At 73.6% G+C, this 17,051-nt stretch carries 16 protein-coding genes; 2 read left to right on the plus strand and 14 right to left on the minus strand.

All coding sequences use genetic code 11. The annotated features are described in order from the left end of the window. Positions 1–3: 3 nt before the first annotated feature. The 3 genes from ACFYPM_RS16325 to uxaC are packed head-to-tail and all read right to left on the minus strand — an operon-like array spanning position 4 to position 4,281. Positions 4–1,494, minus strand: coding sequence for a mannitol dehydrogenase family protein (locus ACFYPM_RS16325; RefSeq protein WP_387196865.1), 1,491 nt, complete (start codon positions 1,492–1,494; stop codon positions 4–6). Then, a complete protein-coding gene (locus ACFYPM_RS16330; RefSeq protein ID WP_387196868.1) occupies positions 1,485–2,789 on the minus strand; it encodes an enolase C-terminal domain-like protein in 1,305 nt (434 codons plus the stop codon). The genes ACFYPM_RS16325 and ACFYPM_RS16330 overlap by 10 nt, the downstream gene beginning before the upstream one ends. 55 nt (positions 2,790–2,844) lie before the next feature. Beyond that, entirely contained in the window at positions 2,845–4,281 is a 1,437-nt protein-coding gene (gene uxaC / locus ACFYPM_RS16335; protein WP_387196872.1) for a glucuronate isomerase, read from the minus strand. A 334-nt stretch (positions 4,282–4,615) separates the two neighbouring features. On the opposite strand from uxaC, the gene ACFYPM_RS16340 reads away from it, so the two are divergent. Together ACFYPM_RS16340 and ACFYPM_RS16345 are read left to right on the plus strand one after the other, a co-directional pair. Then, on the plus strand, positions 4,616–5,722 hold the full coding sequence (locus tag ACFYPM_RS16340; protein ID WP_387196875.1) for a LacI family DNA-binding transcriptional regulator: 1,107 nt from the start codon (positions 4,616–4,618) through the stop codon (positions 5,720–5,722). Between the two features lie 226 nt (positions 5,723–5,948). Next, complete coding sequence (locus ACFYPM_RS16345) at positions 5,949–6,323, plus strand: cupin domain-containing protein (RefSeq protein WP_387196877.1); 375 nt, start codon at positions 5,949–5,951, stop codon at positions 6,321–6,323. 95 nt (positions 6,324–6,418) lie between these two features. Here the strand turns inward: ACFYPM_RS16345 and ACFYPM_RS16350 are convergent, their stop codons facing one another. The 11 genes from ACFYPM_RS16350 to ACFYPM_RS16400 form a co-directional block, all read right to left on the minus strand. Further along, positions 6,419–7,186, minus strand: a complete 768-nt coding sequence (locus ACFYPM_RS16350) for a hypothetical protein (RefSeq protein WP_387196880.1) — start codon at positions 7,184–7,186, stop codon at positions 6,419–6,421. Between the two features lie 146 nt (positions 7,187–7,332). Continuing rightward, complete coding sequence (locus tag ACFYPM_RS16355; RefSeq protein WP_387196883.1) at positions 7,333–7,794, minus strand: hypothetical protein; 462 nt, start codon at positions 7,792–7,794, stop codon at positions 7,333–7,335. Next, complete coding sequence (locus tag ACFYPM_RS16360) at positions 7,791–8,720, minus strand: hypothetical protein (protein ID WP_387196886.1); 930 nt, start codon at positions 8,718–8,720, stop codon at positions 7,791–7,793. The genes ACFYPM_RS16355 and ACFYPM_RS16360 overlap by 4 nt, the downstream gene beginning before the upstream one ends. Then, positions 8,717–9,232: a phage tail protein gene (locus tag ACFYPM_RS16365; RefSeq protein WP_387196889.1), complete on the minus strand. Its 516-nt coding sequence runs from the start codon at positions 9,230–9,232 to the stop codon at positions 8,717–8,719. The genes ACFYPM_RS16360 and ACFYPM_RS16365 overlap by 4 nt, the downstream gene beginning before the upstream one ends. Further along, positions 9,213–11,861, minus strand: a complete 2,649-nt coding sequence (locus ACFYPM_RS16370) for a putative baseplate assembly protein (protein WP_387196892.1) — start codon at positions 11,859–11,861, stop codon at positions 9,213–9,215. The genes ACFYPM_RS16365 and ACFYPM_RS16370 overlap by 20 nt, the downstream gene beginning before the upstream one ends. After that, positions 11,858–12,292 carry a GPW/gp25 family protein gene (locus ACFYPM_RS16375; protein WP_387196895.1) on the minus strand — a complete coding sequence of 145 codons (435 nt, stop codon included), beginning with the start codon at positions 12,290–12,292 and terminating at the stop codon, positions 11,858–11,860. The genes ACFYPM_RS16370 and ACFYPM_RS16375 overlap by 4 nt, the downstream gene beginning before the upstream one ends. Next, a complete protein-coding gene (locus tag ACFYPM_RS16380) occupies positions 12,289–12,627 on the minus strand; it encodes a hypothetical protein (RefSeq protein WP_387196898.1) in 339 nt (112 codons plus the stop codon). Before ACFYPM_RS16380 ends, ACFYPM_RS16375 begins: the two co-directional genes overlap by 4 nt. Beyond that, the gene (locus ACFYPM_RS16385) at positions 12,627–14,219 is read right to left on the minus strand and encodes a contractile injection system protein, VgrG/Pvc8 family (RefSeq protein WP_387196901.1); all 1,593 of its coding nucleotides are present in this window, start codon (positions 14,217–14,219) and stop codon (positions 12,627–12,629) included. Before ACFYPM_RS16385 ends, ACFYPM_RS16380 begins: the two co-directional genes overlap by 1 nt. Continuing rightward, positions 14,216–15,082, minus strand: coding sequence for a hypothetical protein (locus ACFYPM_RS16390; RefSeq protein WP_387196903.1), 867 nt, complete (start codon positions 15,080–15,082; stop codon positions 14,216–14,218). Before ACFYPM_RS16390 ends, ACFYPM_RS16385 begins: the two co-directional genes overlap by 4 nt. After that, positions 15,082–16,593, minus strand: a complete 1,512-nt coding sequence (locus ACFYPM_RS16395) for a hypothetical protein (protein ID WP_387196906.1) — start codon at positions 16,591–16,593, stop codon at positions 15,082–15,084. Before ACFYPM_RS16395 ends, ACFYPM_RS16390 begins: the two co-directional genes overlap by 1 nt. Next, positions 16,568–17,050 carry a phage tail protein gene (locus ACFYPM_RS16400; protein WP_387196909.1) on the minus strand — a complete coding sequence of 161 codons (483 nt, stop codon included), beginning with the start codon at positions 17,048–17,050 and terminating at the stop codon, positions 16,568–16,570. The genes ACFYPM_RS16395 and ACFYPM_RS16400 overlap by 26 nt, the downstream gene beginning before the upstream one ends. Position 17,051: the final 1 nt, after the last annotated feature.

Genomic DNA, 17,051 nt, shown 5'->3' on the forward strand with positions numbered 1-17,051 from the left:
ACCTCACCGGGCGCCGGCCAGGGTCGCCTCGACGCCGTGGCGTCCCAGCGCGGTCAGCCAGGCGATCACCTCGGCGCGGACCTCGTCGTCATCGGCCACCTCCGCCGGGAAGATCTCGCGGAGCGCGAAGACGGCGTCCACCGCGCCGGCCGGGGTGTGCGCGCCGGCGTCCAGGGCGGCCCGGATCGGCCCGGCGAGCGGGTCCTGCAACGGCAACGGTCGGCCGTCGTCGGCGTACCCCAGCGCGAAGCGCAACCAGGACGCCACGACCAGCGCGCCCCAGCGCGCGGACCGGCCGGCCGTGCGCAGGTCGGCGATGGTGTGCAGGACGCGTTGCGGCAGCTTCTGCGAGCCGTCCAACGCGACCTGGAGGGTGCGGTGGTGGATCGCCGGGTTGCCGAACCGGGCGAGGACCTGCTCGCCGTAGTCGACCACCCGGACGCCGTCCGGCGGGGTGAGGCTGGCCGCGACGTCCTCGGCGATCAGCCGGCGCAGCGCGTCGGCCAGGTGTGGGATCTCCAGCGCGTCGGCGATCGTCTCCCGCCCGGCCAGCGCACCCAGGTACGCGATGGCCGAGTGCACGCCGTTGAGGGTGCGCAGCTTCAGCCGCTCCCACGAGCCGGCGTCGTCGGTGAGGACCGCGCCCGCGTGCTCCCAGCCCGGCCGACCGCCGGGGAAGTCGTCCTCGATCACCCACTGCGCGTACGGCTCGGCGGCGACCGCGGCCAGGTCGGTCACGCCGAGCGCCCGGCGGGCCGCCTCGATCGTCTCCGGCGTGCTGGCCGGCACGATCCGGTCCACCATGGTGCCCGGGCAGGTGACGTTGCCGGCCACCCACTCGGCCAGCCCGGCGGGCACCCCGGCGGCACGGCCGACCGTCTGGTCGAGCATGCCGCGCAGGCGTCGGCCGTTGGCCGGCAGGTTGTCGCAGCTCACCAGGGCCACCGGTCCGGCGTCCGCGGCGGCCCGCGCGGCCAGCCCGCGCAGCAGCAACCCCGGCACGGTGGTCGGTGGACGGCCGCCGGCCAGGTCGGCGGCGAGCGCCGCGTCCGGGGACAGCTGGCCGGTCACCGGGTCGAGCTGGTACGCCTTCTCGGTGACGGTCAGCGTCACCACCCGCACCGCCGGGTCGGCGAGCAGCGCGACCACCGCCTGCGGGTCGCGGGGAGCGTGGAGTACGCCGCTGAGGGCGCCCACCACCCGGGTGCCGCTGCCGGCGGCGGAGAGGGTGCTGACACTGAACAGATTGTCCTGCGCGGCGAGCGCCTCGACCACGGCGGTGCTGCGCGGAGCGACGGCCACGATGCCCCAGTCGCCGCCAGCCGCGCCGACCGCCGCCTCGGTGAAGACGGCCTGGTGCGCCCGGTGGAACGCGCCCAAACCCAGGTGTACGACGCCGGTCGGGACCGTGCCCGGCCGGATGAGGGGACGGGCCTCGGCGGGCAGTCGGCGCAGCACGCCCAGGCCGAGTCGGGCGCCGACGGTCACCGCCATGCCGGGCCGTCCGGGAAGCGGAACTCGGCGATCGACGCCGGCTTCATGGTGGCGCTGTAACCGGGCCGCTCGGGCAGCAGATAGCGGCCACCGCGGGTGCGGACCGGGTCGACGAAATGCTCGTGCAGGTGGTCGACGTACTCGATCATCCGCCCCTCCAGGCCGGTGCCCACCCGCAGGTAGTCGAAGATCGCCAGGTGTTGGACGTACTCGCAGAGGCCGACGCCACCGGCGTGCGGGCAGACCGGCACTCCGAACTTCGCCGCCAGCAGCAACTCGGCGAGGACCTCGTTGACGCCGCCGACCCGGCAGGCGTCGACCTGCATCACGCCGATCGCCTCGGCCTGGAGCAACTGCTTGAAGATCACCCGGTTGGCGGCCACCTCGCCGGTGGCGACCCGACACCGGCCACCGGTCAGCTCGGTGACCGCGCGGGCGATCCGGGCGTGACCGAGAATGTCGTCGGCGTGGGTCGGCTCTTCGATCCAGTACGGATCCACCTCCGCGAGGGTGGTCATCGCGGTGATCGCCTCGTCGACGTCCCAGACCTGGTTGGCGTCCATCATCAGCAGCGCGTCCGGGCCGATCTCCTCCCGGATGATCCGGGCCCGCCGCAGGTCGTCGGTGAGCGGGCCGCCGACCTTCATCTTCATCGCCCGCCAGCCGTCGGCGTACGCCTGCCGGGTCAGCGCCCGCACCTTGTCGTCCGGGTAGCCGAGCCAGCCGACCGAGGTGGTGTACGAAGCGAAGCCACTCTGCTTGAGTTCCGCGAGCCGGCCGTCCCCTCCGAGAGATCCCCTGTCCAGGATGGTGGCCGCCTCGTCCGGGGTGAGCGCGTCGGTGATGTGCCGGAAGTCGACGCTGGCCACGAGGTCGTCGGTGGGCAACTCGGCGAGGAACCGCCACATCGGCTTGCCGGCCAGGGTGGCCCGCAGGTCCCACACCGCGTTGACAAGCGCGCCGGTCGCCATGTGGATGACGCCCTTCTCCGGACCGAGCCACCGCAGCTGCACGTCGGCGCTGAGCGAGCGCCAGAACGCGACAGGCTCGGCCGTGATCTCCTCGATGGTGCGGCCCTGGACGTGGTGGGCGAGCGCGCGGACCGCCGCGCAGGTGATCTCGTTGCCCCGGCCGTTGGTGAAGGTGAACCCCGCGCCGGTCGGGCCGGCGTCGGTGCCCAGCTCCACGTACGTCGCGGAGTAGTCGCCCCGGTTGACCGCGTCGGAGCCGTCGCCCCGCGCCGCGGTCGGGAACCGCACGTCGTGCACCTCGACGGAGGTGATGGTGATGCTCACTGAGCCTGCCTCTCGTTCGCGACTGCGGGGCTGCGCTGCGCCGCACTGCTCGCGCTCACCGGTGGTTGTCGCCGCCGAAGTTGAAGACCCGCTTGGGCAGCCGGTACGCCAGGTCCACGATGGTCTCGGCGGCCTCGTCCATCGGCAGCCGGTGCTCGGCGACCAGCCGGGCCAGGAAGCCGGCGTCGACCCGACGGGCCACGTCGTGGCGTACCGGGATGGAGCAGAACGCGCGGGTGTCGTCGACGAACCCGGTGGTGTTGTAGAAGCCGGCGGTCTCGGTGACCGTCTCCCGGAATCGGCGCAGCACCTCGGGGGAGTCCAGGAACCACCAGGGCGCGCCGAGCAGCAGCGCGGCGTACCCGCCCGCGAGGGGCGCCAGTTCGCGGGTGAAGGTGTCCTCGTCGAGGGTGTAGAGCACCAGCCGCAGCCGCGGGTCGTTGCCGTGGCGCTCCAGCAGCGGGGCGAGCGCGTGCACGTACTCGGTGGCCTGCGGGATGTCGCCGCCCACGTCGCGGCCGTGCCGGGCGTGCAGCCACCTGTTGTGGTTGCGCACCGCGCCGGGATGCAGCTGCATGACCAGGCCGTCGTCGAGCGACATCCGGGCGAACTCCATCAGCATGTGCGCCCGGAACGCCTCCGCGTCGGCGGCGTTCGCCTCGCCGCGTCGGCCCCGGTCGTAGAGCCGCTCGGCCTCGGCCGGCGTCAGGTACAGGGTGCGTGCGGTGGGGTGGCCGTGGTCGGTGGAGGTCGCGCCGGCGGCGATGAACGCGGCCCGTCGGGTCCGCAGGGCGGCCAGGTAGCCGGCGTAGGTGCCGGTGTCCTCGCCGGCCCGCTCGCCGAGCCGGTCCACGTTCGTCGACCAGCCGTCGTACTCCATGTCCACCACGTCGTCCGGGCGGAAGGTGGTGACCACCCGGCCGCCCGGCCCGCCCCAGCCGTGGGCGGCGAGGGTGGCGTGCTGGCTCAGGTCGTCAAGTGGCGACTCGGTGGTGGCGAGGACCTCGATGCCGAACCGCTCGAACAGTGCCCGGGGCCGGAAGTCCGGCTCGGCGAGCCGGGCGGCGATCTCGTCGTAGATCTCGTCGGCGGTGGCCGGGCCGAACGCGGTGTGCACCCCGAACACGGTGCGGAAGGTCTGCTCCAGCCAGAGCCGCGACGGGGTGCCCCGGAACAGGTGCCAGTGCGCGGCGAAGCGTCGCCAGATCACCCGCCCGTCGGTCTCCACCGGGCTGCCGTCGCGGGTGGGCACACCCAGGTCGGACGGGGGGACGCCCTGGCTGAGCAGCATCCTCGTCAGGTAGTGGTCGGGCACGATGAGCAACTGCGCCGGGTCCGGGAAGGGCCGATCCTCGGCGAGCAGGGCCGGGTCGACGTGCCCGTGCGGCGAGATGATGGGCTGCACCGCCGCGAGGACGTACAGCTCCCGGGCCAGCGCGCGCTGGCCCGGTTCGGGCGGCAGGAGCAGGTCGTCGTGGTCGAACGTCGGCACGGGGATGGGCTCCTCGTCTCCTGGTCAGCGGGAGGTGGGCAGGTCGGCGAGCCGGCCCGGTTGGCGGTGGTCGAACGGACAGTCACCCGGCCGCCGGCTCTCGGTGGCAGGCGGCCGCCTCCCGGTGATCCTGCAAAGGTTTGCAATGAAGTAATCACGATCAATGCGACTGCGTCAACCGGCAGCGATCACCGATTTCGTACGGCCGCGGATCGCAGATCGGCATGTCCGTGCTGCACAACCGCGTGGCTATTGATAGTTGACAATGCTGCAAACGTTTGCATTAATGGCCACACCCACGGCACCGCCGCCACCTCGGACGAAGGGGTCAGCCGTGCCCGTCACCATCCGGGACGTCGCCCGGGCGTCCGGTGTGCACATCTCCACCGTGTCCCGCACCTTCTCCGCCCCGCACCTGGTCAACCCGGACACCCGGGTCCGCGTGCTGACCTGCGCGGAGGACCTGGGTTACCGGCCGAACCGCGCCGCCCGAGCCCTGATCACCGGGCGGACGCACAACCTCGGGCTGATCATCGCGGACATCGCGAACCCGTACTTCCCGCCGCTGATCAAGGCAGCGGAGAGTCAGGCCCGACACCGCGACTACCACGTCTTCGTGGCCGACACCAACGAGGACCCGGCCGCCGAGGAGGAGCTGGTCCACGCGCTGGCCAAGCAGGTGGACGGGGTGCTGCTGTGCAGCCCGCGGATGAGCAACAGCCTGATCGAGCAGCTCAGCCGCGAGGTGCCGCTGGTCGTGGTGAACCGCCAGGTGACCGGCCTGCCCTGCGTACTGATGGACGTCGGGCAGGGCGCCCGCTCGGCGATCGAGCACCTGGTCGGCCTGGGGCACCGCGGCATCGCGCTGCTCGGTGGCCCGCGCAACTCGTGGACCAACCGGGAGATGCGTCGTGCCGCCGGCACGGCCGCCCGAGCCGGCGGCGCGGAGCTGACCGTGTTCGGCCCGAACGCGCCCACCGAGGTCGGCGGCGCCGCCGTCGCCGAGCAGGTGCGACGCAGCGGAGTGTCGGCCGTGCTCGCCTACAACGACCTGATGGCGATCGGCCTCATCGAGGGGCTGGACGCGCTCGGGGTCCGGGTGCCGCAGGAGGTGAGTGTTGTCGGGGTGGACGACATCACCCTGAGCCGGCTCACCCGCCCCAAACTGACGACGGTGGCCACACCCACCGGGGCCGCCGGCCGGACGGCCGTCGACATGCTGTTGCAACAGGACGTCGAGTCACCACGTGGCGCGCGGGGGCCCGGTGCCGGCCCGGCGCTCGGCGGCCGTCGTACCACCGCGCGGGTCATGCTCCAGACCGACCTGGTCATCCGCGACTCGACCGGTCCGGGGCCGTACGACCGATCGGCACGTTCCCTGGCCGTAGCGCACGGCCCGGACCCGTACTGCCCCGCAGGTCCGCGGATCCCGCCCGGCTGACCCTGTTCGTCGACTCGACGAGCCAGCGCGCGGACGCAGCGGTGCGCTCGTGCTGGTCGCGCATCGGCCGCACGAAGGGCACGACGTTCCGAATCACCCCAGCTCACCGCACTGAAGCTCCCTCGTTCGGCATCCTTGCCCCCGACCTGTCGGCGGCCCCTTATCCTCGAGCCGACATGCCGACCGGAGCGGGTGCCGTCGGTACGACGGCGTACAGGGGGCCGTGATGAGCGGAGCGGATCGACCGGAGGGCATCAGTCCGACGGCGGTGCAGGGGGCGCCCGGACTGTGGCGCGTCGATCTGCAGAAACACGATCTCAGCATCCCCGGACGGGAGGTCGTCCAGAGTCGGGTGGAGTTCACGCCGGACTCGCCGCCGTTCAAGCACTTCCATCCGGGCGAGGAGATCATCTGCGTTCTTCAGGGGTCTCTGGAGTACACGCTCGACGGCCAGCCGCCGGTGGTGTGCAACGCCGGTGACGCGCTGACCGTGCCGTACGGCGTCCACCACCAGGCCCGCAACGTCGGCGACGGCATAGCTGTGGAGCTGGCGACCTACGTGGTGGAGAAGGGCAAGCCCCTCCTGACCAAGGTGGAGTGACCGGCCGCCGCGCCACCTCGTCGATCATGGAGTTGGCGGACGGCGAGCCGGGGTGGATGGCGATAACCTCATGATCACCGGGGTGGGCGTCGGGATCACCGGGGTGGGCGTCGGGCCGGCAGGGCGGCCGTCACCCGGATGGCCTTCACGATCGCCGGGATCGACCCGATCAGCAGCACCAGCCCCCAGATGATCGCGATCACCGCGAAGACCAGTGCCGCCACGTCGTCGACGATGCTGACCAGGATCACCGGCACCAGGTGGTGCAGGAACTCCAGGACCACGGTGCACAGCAGGGTGGTGAGGATGAGCAGGACGAGGCCCTTGTTCTGCAGGAAGCGCGGCTGCGCCAGCACCAACAGCCCGGCCCACACCAACTTGAGCAGCAGCACCAGCCCCAGCAGCAGCGCCGCCTCGCCGACCGGGAAGAACCCCCACAGCGCCAGGTACGCGATCGTGCCGAACGGGACCGCGAGAAACAGCGACACCATGATGGACAGCTCCACGAACGCGACGACCAGCGCGACCAGTCCGACGATGATCAGGATGATCGAGAAGATCAGGCTCGCGACGCCCTGCACCCGGCCCTGGACGCGTTCGGGCAGCAGCATGCCCAGACAGAACAGCCCGGTGCTCCAGACCGCCACCGCGTCGATCAACGCCAGGTAGCCGGTGGCCCGGCCGGACGGCTCACTGACCCCGGACACGTCGTCGAGGTCCACCTCCAGCGCGCCTGCGCTGTCCGCGAGGGCCGCACCGGCGTCGGCGCCGCCCAGCAGCAGCCCGGCGCCCAGCTCCACACCGATCGCCAGGACGATGGCGAGCATCGCCAGCAGCAGGAACGGCTTACGCAGGTCACCCACGGCGGCACCTTCCTCTCAGCTCAACACGTGACCGCGACGATCAGGTCAGGACGTGGCCACGACGATCTCGTCAGGACGTGGCCACGACGATCAGGTCAGGACGTGACCACGACGATCAGGTCAGGACGTGACCACGACGACCAGGGTCAGGACGTGGCCACGACGACCGTGCAGCCACCGAGGCCCGGGCAGATCAGACCGACCTCGGTGGCCTGGTCGACCGCGACCTTCGCCACCGCGCCGGTGCCGTCGGGCGCCGGCTCGACCTCGTCGCGGATGGTGAGGTCGGCGTCGCCCGGCGCCGGCGCGACGACCGTGAACCGCGCCGCGCTGCGCAGCACCAGGGTGCGTAGCCCGCCCGGATCGGCGATCCGCACCACGCACCTGCCGGAGAACGTCAACCGGCCCGTCTCGTCGGCGCAGTCGGCGTCGACCGCGGCCGGCTCCACCGCCGCGCGCTCGCCGCCCAACGCACCCAGCCGGTCGACCAATCCGTGCCGGGCACCCGGATCACCCCGGTCGTCGCCGCCCACGCCCACCCCGACCACGAACAGCGCCACCAGCAGTACGGCCAGCAGTCCCAGCAGCGCCTTCTGCGGGCCACTCATCGCGCGGCGGCCGGTGCGACGACCTCGCTGAACCGGATCAGGTCGACACCCGCGAAGTAGCGGTTGGTGCCCTGCGTCTTGCCCACCACCAGCAGCGTGACCTGGTGTGCCCCCTTGGTGAGCCGGACGGTGCCGACGTCCAGGAACTCCGTCTTCTGCGTCGTCGGCGTGAAGCCGAGGAACATGCCGCCGACCTGGTTGCCGTCGATGGTGAAGACGGTGTTGGCGTAGTCGAACGAGGTGGTGCGCACCGCCGCGAAGCGCCAGGTGCCGTCGGCCGGGATCTGCACCGTCACGGTGATCTGATCGCCGATCGCCAAGCCGGTGAAGAAGAGCTGCTTGTCACCGGACCAGGTCACCGCGCAGCAGTTGGGCTGCGCGCCCACGGCCGCCTTGCTCTTCTGTGGCGACGTGATGACCGCGGCGTCCACCAGGCTCTCCGCCTCGATGGTGACCACGCGCGGCTCGCCGGGATCGGGCGCGCCGTCGCGGGTCAGCAGGACCACGCCCACGGCCACCACCACCAGCACCAACGCCGCCGCGGCGGCGATCCACAACCACGGGGTACGCCGGGGTGGCGCGACCGCCCGTACCTCGTAGGTGACCCGACCGCTGGACCGGGAGCTCTCCTCCGGCGCGGTGTTCGCCGAGTACGCGAACCCGGTCATGTCGTAGCGCCGAGGTGGGGTGCCCGCGGGCACGGCGAGCGTGACCAGGAACGACACCGAGCCCTGCCCCTGCACCACACGCTGCGGCTCGGCGACGGTGAACCACGCCCGCTGGGAGCCGTCACCGGGCGCCACGTCGAACACCACCGTGTCCGGGGCGGCGCCCGGGTTGGAGACGGTGAAGGTCAGCTCGCCGCTGTTGCGCGGGTCGAGGGTGAACTGCTCGGCGGCGGCGACGACCGCCCATTCGGTGGTCATGACGACTCCTCTTCCAGGACGATCTCGACGGTGGTGGAGGCGGGTTTCTCCGCCTCGACGATGCGGGTGATCACGGCGAGTTGGCCGGCGGCGGCGGCCGGGACCCGCACCACGACGTGGAAGGGCTGCTCCGCTGGTTCGTGCAGAGCGAAACCACTCAACCCGGTAGCCACCTCGAGAGCTCTTCGCATGCCGTACGGGGTGCCGCGCCACCGGGCCAGCAGGGCGGCGTTGGCCACCAGGTCGCGCAGTCGTCCCACCGGCAGCGGCAGGGGCGCGTCCGGCCGGGGCGAGGCCACCACGTGGTCCATCGCCACCCAGCGGGTCAACCGCACGACCAGGCCGTCCGGCGCCCGGTACGGGTCGAACAGGGCGTCCACCTCGGCGAGGATCGCCTCGTCCGGGGCGTGCAGCCCCTCCATCACGTCCAGCAGAGCCCAGAGCACGCTGCCGGGCACACAGGCCCGCTGGTAGGCGGCGGGCAGCAGCCGTTCAATCGCCGAACGTCGCATCCTGGCGCACCACCTCGATGTCGTGCTCGCCGGAGCAGAGCAGCCAGGTATCCGGGACGGTCACCACGTCGGCGGTGGCCTGGTTGGCGCTGGGCGTCCAGTCCACCGCGTTGGCGCTGCGGTGCACGCCGCGTTCGCCGCCGGCCAGGAGCAGCCGCTCCGCCGGGCCACCCGCTCCTCCGCCCGCGGGGCTGCCGCCGGCCGGACCGCCCACCGCGATGGCGTCCACCGGCACGAACCGGGTCCGGTCGCGCAGCGGCAACCCGCAGTTGACCGACACCGACTGCCACTGCGGCTGCGCGACCAGGGTGTCCAGCCGCAGCACCCCGCCGCTCTGCGTCGCCGCCACCGCGAGTTGGCCGGCGAACGCCAGGTCGCGGCACGTGCCGCCGACCCAGCCGGACTGCACCGGCTGCCACTTCACGTCGGACTCGAACAACCGGGTGCGGTGGCAACCCTGTCCCGGCTTCTTCGGGTCCGGCTCGCCCGCGCCGCTCCACAGCAGGGTCGCCGGGCCGTCGTACTGCACGGCGAGCACCCGGTTGTCCACGTTGGCCAGGCCCACGTGCGTGAAGCTGCCCGGTCGGCCGCCGGCGGTCGACAGATACACCCCGAAGCTGGCCTGTGCGGCCACCGCCACCCCCGGCGCGCCCCGCTCCGAGACGAACGCGCGCACCGCGTAGAACCCCCGGTCGGCGTCGGACGGGTCGACCAGGATCTGCAACGGCACCGCCCCGGGCAGCAACGACACCTCGTACAGGCCGGTGTCGGTGGCCACCAGGAGCGCGCCCGCGCCGTCGCGGTCCAGCCAGGCCACGTCGGAGATCCGCGCGTCCAGGTCGGTGAGCAGCGACCAGGTCTCGCCCAGGTCGGTGCTCAGGTGCACCCGGGAGCCACCGGACGACCGCAGCGTCACCACGGCCACCGAGCCGGGGCGCGCGACGATGCCCGGCCGCACCGGCGCGGGAGCGGGCGCCACCCGCAGCACCGTCTCGTCGTCGAACCGGCCGGCCGGCTCCCACCCCGCGCCGCCGTTGCTGGAGCGGAACAGCACCGGGCCGCGCCCGGCATACCAGGTGCGCGGCTGGTACTGGTCGACGGCGAGGGCGCGTACCCCCGCGTCGGGGGCCTCGTCGACCACGAACCGGACCGACTCGACGTAGCGCACGCCGGGCTCGGCGTGCTCCAACAGTCGGTACACGTTCGACGCGCGCAGCGGCTCACCGAACGGCCAGCCGGTCGGGTTGAGCGCGGTCGGCAGCGGACTCAACGTCTGGTGCAGCCGGTCGTGGATCCGGCGGCGTACCGCGTCCACGTCCTCCTCCCGGCGGACCACCACCCGGGCCCGGACCGACACCGCCTTGAACCGGGCCCAGGTGGCCCGGGACCGGATGCCGACCATCCGGCGTTCCTCCAGGTCCGCCTCCACCCGGCGACGTGCCTCGGGCACCTCGTGCTCGCGCAGCACGGCAACCGGCAACCGGCCACCGGGGCGGGCCGTCGGCGGTACGTACGGCACCAGCACCACCTCGACCTCACCGGGCCGGGCGAAGCTGTACACCGCCGCGCGGGTGAACGCCCGCGCCCGTGCCACCGCCCCGGAGCTGGTGGCGAGGACCTCGAAATCGCGGGCGGTGACCGCCCGTTGCTGGGCGAAGAACTCGTACGGGCCGCGCAGCAGCACCGACTCCAACGCCTCCACCTCCCGGCCGCCGGCCGCCGGGACGGGGTTGTCCACGCGTACCCCGGGTAGCGGGTCGCGCAGGCTGGTCAGCGTGCCCGCCGCCACGTTGCCGGTGGGTCCGCCGCCGGCGCGGTACCAGAGCCGGACCTGCCGCCCGGCCGGCGGCACCGCCGCCACCGTCACCGGCGCGGGGCCGGGTGGTGCGGGGTCGCCGGGCGCGGCCGGCGGTCGCAGGTCCAGGGCCGGGGCGAAGGTGACGGTGCCCGAGCAACGGTCCACCAGGTACGCCTTGGCCTGCGGGCCGAGCCCGGCGAAACTGTCCACCGGCCGCCAGATCTCGAACGTACGGCCGTCGTGCTCCCGGGCCGCCGCGCCCAACTCCACCGTGCCGGCCGGCACCTCCACGCCGAGCAGCAGGTCCAGTGTCTCGGCGGTGTGCGCCAACGGCGCGTGGCCGGCCCGCAGCACCTGCCCCGGCTGGCCGGTGCCCACGCCGAGCAACTCCGCCTCGATGAGTTCGCAGTGGTGCATCCGTACCGTCACCGACGTCTCGTCGGCGGGCAGCAGCGTCGGCTCGGTGGTGACGAAGACGACCGGCCGGGGATCCGCGCCGCGCGCCGCCGCGACCCGCAGACCGGCCGGGATCCGGATGGCCGCCCGGTCGCTGCCGCTGCGGGTGAACCGGACGTCCGCCCAGGCCGCGGTGGGTGCGTGCCGGGTGACCCCGAGCAGGTTCAGAAACGAGACGTACGCCTTGTCCGGCAACTGGTTCAACCGGTAGATCATCACCTCGGTCAGGTGGGCGAACGCCTCCACCAGGGCCATCCCGGGGTCGTGCGCCGACAGGTCGGTCCACGCCGGGCAGGACTGCCGGATCCGTTCCCGGGCCTCGGTGACGAGGTCGAGGAAACCGCGATCGTCCAGGTGCGGCACGGGCAACGTCATGACGCTCCTCCCTGCGCGGGTTCGTCGGCGGGAAGCAGGTCCACGGACAGGACCAGCTGCCCGGGCGTCAGGCTGGCGCGCACCCGGTAGTCCAGCCGGATCACCAGCCGCCACGCGTCGTCCGGATCCGGCCCGGCGTCCACGTCGATCACCTCGACCCGTGGCTCCCACCGGGCGATGGCCTGCCGGACGTAGTGGATGGCCAGGCCGGCCGTGGTGTCGTCGTTGGGCGCGAAGACGAGTCGGTGCAGCCGGGACCCGTACCCGGGTCGCATCAGCCGCTCGCCCGGCGTGGTCGACAGGAGCAGGAACAGCGCCTGCCGTACGCTCTCGTCGCCTTCGGTCATCGCCAGGCCGCCGGCCGCGGTGAGTGCCAGGCCGCCGCCGCGCCCGGCGTCGAAGCCGGCCCCGACGAAGCGGAAGGCCCTCACCGGTCCGCCCCGAGGAACCCCTGACCCGGGTCACGCACCGTGTGGTGGACCAGCCCCGGTGGGGTGCCGTCGGTGAACCCCTCCAGGTGCGACAGCACCACCCGGTGCCCGCCGACCCGCAGCCAGTCGCTGTAGCCGACCCGGACGCTGAGGGTCTTGCCGCACGGCTTGATCGTCGGGCCGTAGTTGGGGCAGGCCGTGATGTCGCGCCCCTGCGGGTCGTCGTCCACCAGCACGGGTACGCCGGTGACGGTCACCCACTGCTGCGAGGGTCGGTTCTCGACCCGGCCGTCGTGATCACAGGTGATCACGGAGTCACGGTGGATCCAGCGCATCAGCCGCCTCCTTCGTGGTGGGCGCGGGCAAGCGTTCGGGCCTGCCGCGCCGCGGTGGTCGGGTCCTCGGTCGACTCGGCGCGCAGGAAGTCCACGCTGCGGGCGCGGACCACCATGGCCCGGCCGGGCGCGGAGATCACCAGGTCGGATGCCGCGTGCAGCGTGGCCAGGTCGGGGGTCAGTTCCAGATAGCTGCCGTCCTCGGTGCCCAGCCGCAGGCTGCGCCGCACGTCGTCGACGACGATCGACTGCCCACCGGCGGTGCGCAGCGTCCAGCGCCGCGCCCTCCCGTCGTCGATGCCCGCGTCGTACGGCTCGACGGCGCCGAACAGCGAACCGAGCACGACGCCCGAGGCCGGCTCACCATCGGGCAGCACCACCAGCACGCTGTCGTCCGGATCCGGCAGCGCCACCAGGCCCTTGCCCCGCCCCGCCCCGGGGCAGAGCACGGCGAGCCAGCCGGCGTCCAGGTCCCCGTACGCCGGCAGGGTCAGGCGGACCCGGCCCAGCCCGTCGGGGTCGGCGACGTCGGTGACCGTGCCCAGGGTGACCACCGCACCGCCGGCCGGGGTCGGTGGGGCGACCGGCGGCACGGTGGAGAACCGGGTCAGGTGTCCGTTGCCGTCCACGGTGTGCACCACCTCGGTCAGCACGTACGCCCCGGCGACGGGCTCGGGCACACCGCTCAGGTTGATCCGTCGGCCCGGACGCAGCGCCGGATCGCCCTCGGCCACCCCCTCGGCGGTGACCAGCGTGGCCGCGCGGGTGTCCAGCCGCGCCTGGGCCAGCGCCGCCAACTCGTCGTCGCTGCGGCCCGGCTGGTCGACGGCGGTGCGGACCCCGTCGGCGCCCACGTCGGCCGGGTCCGGTCGGTCGAACGCCGGTCGGCCACACCGCGCCTCGTCGGCCTGCTGGCTGATCACCTCGGCCCGCTGCGGGTGCCAGCCCAACGCGGCGCTGGCACCGCTGGCCTGGTCGGCGTTCGTGGACAGGCGCAGGCTGTGCACGCCCGCGCCGAGGGTCAGCGCGACCGGCTCCCCATAGCCCGCGAGGGTGACCAACCGGACCGTGCCGTCGTCGGCGGCCAGGTGCAGCCCGGCGCGGCCGGCCACCTCGCACAGCAACTCCAGATCGCTGTGCCGGTGCTGCGACAGCCGGTCCAACCGGGGCCCGTCGACCTCGGCGGACACCTCGAGCCCGACCGCGCCGCACAGTTCCCGGGCCAGGTCGACGGCGGTCACCGAGGTGAACACCCGCAACCCCTGCCGCTTGCGCAGCCGGTGCAGCGGGTCGTACGCCCGCAGCCGCAGCACCGCCGCTCCGTCGGCGGCGTACTCGACCTCCACGGCGGTGACCTCCCCGCTGAACAGGGCGTCGGCGTGGTCGGCGAGTCGGACGTCGAGTGCCGTGCCCGGGCGCACCGCCGGGTCGAACGCGCCGACGCCGACGGAGGTGGCGAGCACGAGCTCCGCCTGTGTGGGCTGGTCCAGCCGTGCCGCCACCCGCAGCGAGCGGATCCGCTGACGAACCGCGCCGGTCAGCTCGGCGCCGTCGAGCAGGACGAGCAAGGCCCGGGGCGCGACGCTCGTCACGGCGTACCCCCGGGGTTGCCGCGCCCGCCGGAGACGACCGCTGCGGTGGTGCCGGGGCCGGTGCTCAACGCGCCGGCCACCGCCTGCGCCATCCCGGCCAGCGCACCGGCGACCGTCGATCCGCTTGCCGGGACGCCGCCGGCGCGGGCGCCGGCCGCCGGGGGGACGGCGAGCGTGGTGCCGGCCGGCACGGCGAGGGGGTCGCTGATCCGGTTGTGTTCGGCCAGCAGGCGCCAACGCAGCGGCGAGCCGAGCGCGTCGTTGGCCAGCAGGTCGAAGCGCACACCGGAACGGCCCGGCTCGGCCGCGCCGTCGCCGGCGGCGATCACCGCGCTGCCCGGTGCGGCGGTCGGGGTGCTCGCCGCGGCCAACTCCTCGGCGAACCCCGCCTCGGCCTGGTCGGCCGTCTCGGCGGCGCGGACCAGCTTCAGCCGCAGCCAGGAACGCCGGGGTGAGCCGGTGCCGGTGAACGCGTCGAACCGCTCCGCCACCGCGATGATCACACCGGGCACGTTCCAGGTCTTTCCCCACACCAGCCGGACCAGCGGCGGACGCAGCCAGCCATGCTCGGCGGCCGAGTTCTCCGCGAGCATCCACAGCGGACGGGTGAGCACCCGTACGTCGGCCGGACGGGTCGGCGCCTGGACGAAGTCGACGTCGAAGAGCAGGTCGAGTACCAGTTCGGTCCGGCCGCCGCCGGTGAAGACCAGCGGGTCGTCGGCCAGCCCGGACCCGGTGAGCTGCCCGTCGCCGGCACCCCGATGGCGTACGCCGGCGAGCCGGGTCACCTGCACGGTCTCCGGATTCAGCAGGCAGTCCACGCGCTCGCCGGAGGAGTCGATGAGGAAGGCGACGCGTTCCATCAGCCACCCGCCTGTTCCCGGTCCAGCCGGGTCAGCGCAGCGTTGTCCAGCGCCGCACCGGCGGCCGACCACAGCGCGGTGTCGTCGGGCAGCGCCGGCCACCTGTCGAACGCCGTCGCGTCGGCCTGGTACGCCGTGCCGTCCGGCCCCCGCCCGCCGCCCTGATCGCGGTGCGTCGAACCGACCCAGGGCACCCCCGCGACCGGACCGGTGCGGGGTGCGGCGTGCTGTCCAACCCGCTCGCCAACCTGCTGCCCCGACCGTGGCCGCTCGTCCGGCAGGGCCGGCCAGAGATCGCCGCCAGCCGCCGTCCCGCCATCAGCCGCCGCCCCGCCGCGAGCCGCGCCCCCGCCACCGGCTGACCGCCCGTCTGAAGCCGCCGCCCGGCCCGGACTGACCCCACCGACGTACGTCGAGTCAGTTGTAGATCTTGGAAGGTAAGTGCGCCTGGAGGAGCCGAAATCTTCCAGGATCTCGGCGGGATGGGTGCCGAGGGGAGAGTTGGCCGGGGCGGTCGGCTTCCCGACTCGGGGCTGCTCGTTGGTGTCGGTGTCCGGGGTGTCGTCCCGAGCCGGTCCTGCCGCCGCGCCCCGTCGGGATGCGCGTAGCTGCCAACTGTCCAGCAGCCGGCCCGGCGAACGTCGGCCCGCATCCGAGGCGAGGGGCACCTCGGCGGTCCCCCCGATGTCGGAGGCGTCATTGCCGCCCCGTGGGCTGGCGCCGCCCATCGCTGGGCCGCCGGCGCGGTCGGCTGCCCTCGACGCGCGCGTCGCCCGTCCGGCCGCGCCCGTCGAGCGCGCCCCGTCCGGCCCTTCGACCCCGCGCGCGGCCTCCGGCCCGTCGACGCCGTACGCCGCGTCCACCGTGCCGCCGTGATCAACCGTGCCGCCGTGACCAACCGTGCCGCCGTGACCAACCGTGCCGTCGTCACCCACCGTGCCAGGTCTGGCGGACGCCGGGCGGTCACGCCCGTAGGAGAGCGCGACCGAGCCAGGGCCGCTCAGGCTGGACCCATCACCCGTGCCGGGGGTACGGCGGCCCACCGTGCCGGGGGCACGACCCACCGAGTCGGCAGGCAGCCCGGGACCCTCCTCGGCGGCCCGAGCTGGTCGGGTCACCGCGGTCCACCGGTCCGGCCCGTCCTGATCGATCCGATCCCCGAAGCCGGAGCCGGAGCTGGGGCCGCCAGCCGGATCATCGCGCCCCTTCGACGGTGCGGCGGCGGGCCGGTCGAGGTCCAGGTCGTGCAGCAGGCCGGGCGCGTGGGCGGCGACCAGGTCCAGCCAGTGCTGCGGTGGTTCCCCGAAGCGGCGCGGTGACGCCTCGGACGCCTCCGGCGACGGCTGCGGCGCCCGGTGCTCGGCGGGCGTCCGGTCCTCGGTGGGTGCCCGGTGCCCGGTGGGTGCCCGGTCCTCGCTGGGCTCGACCCGCCCGGCGAGGCGCTGCACCGCCCCGGCAGCCGAGCGCAGCCGGCCGGCCAGCCAGCTACGCGGGTGTCGGCGCGGTGGCACCGCCGGTCTCCAGCTCCAGGCCCTCGTAGCGCAGGGTCAACGAGGCGATGGCGATCTCGTGGCTGAGCGTGTTGAGGTGTGCGCCACGCCACCGGGTGGGCCAGGCGTCGATCAGGTTCCACCGCAGCACCTCGGCGGTCCCTACCGAGTCGAGCAGCACCACGGAGACGTTGCGGCGGTTGAGGGTGCCCTGCGCGGTGGCGTTCACCCAGTCCCACAGCTCGCGGGAGCCGGTGAGGCCGAAGTGCAGCGTCACCGGCTCGTACTCGGCCTGGCCGGGCACCATCCGCATCCGGCCCAGGCCGTGCTCCCGGTACGGCTGCCCGGGGATGTTCACCTCCAGCCCGGTCATCTCGGTGAAGTGGCCGTTGGTGACGCCGTTGATGAGCAGCCGGAAGTTGTACGCCCGGTACGGGTCGACCGGGGCGCCGGGCTGCGGGGTGGCTGTGGTGGGCATG

This window comes from Micromonospora sp. NPDC005203, assembly GCF_042872705.1.
Classification (GTDB): Bacteria; Actinomycetota; Actinomycetes; order Mycobacteriales; family Micromonosporaceae; genus Micromonospora.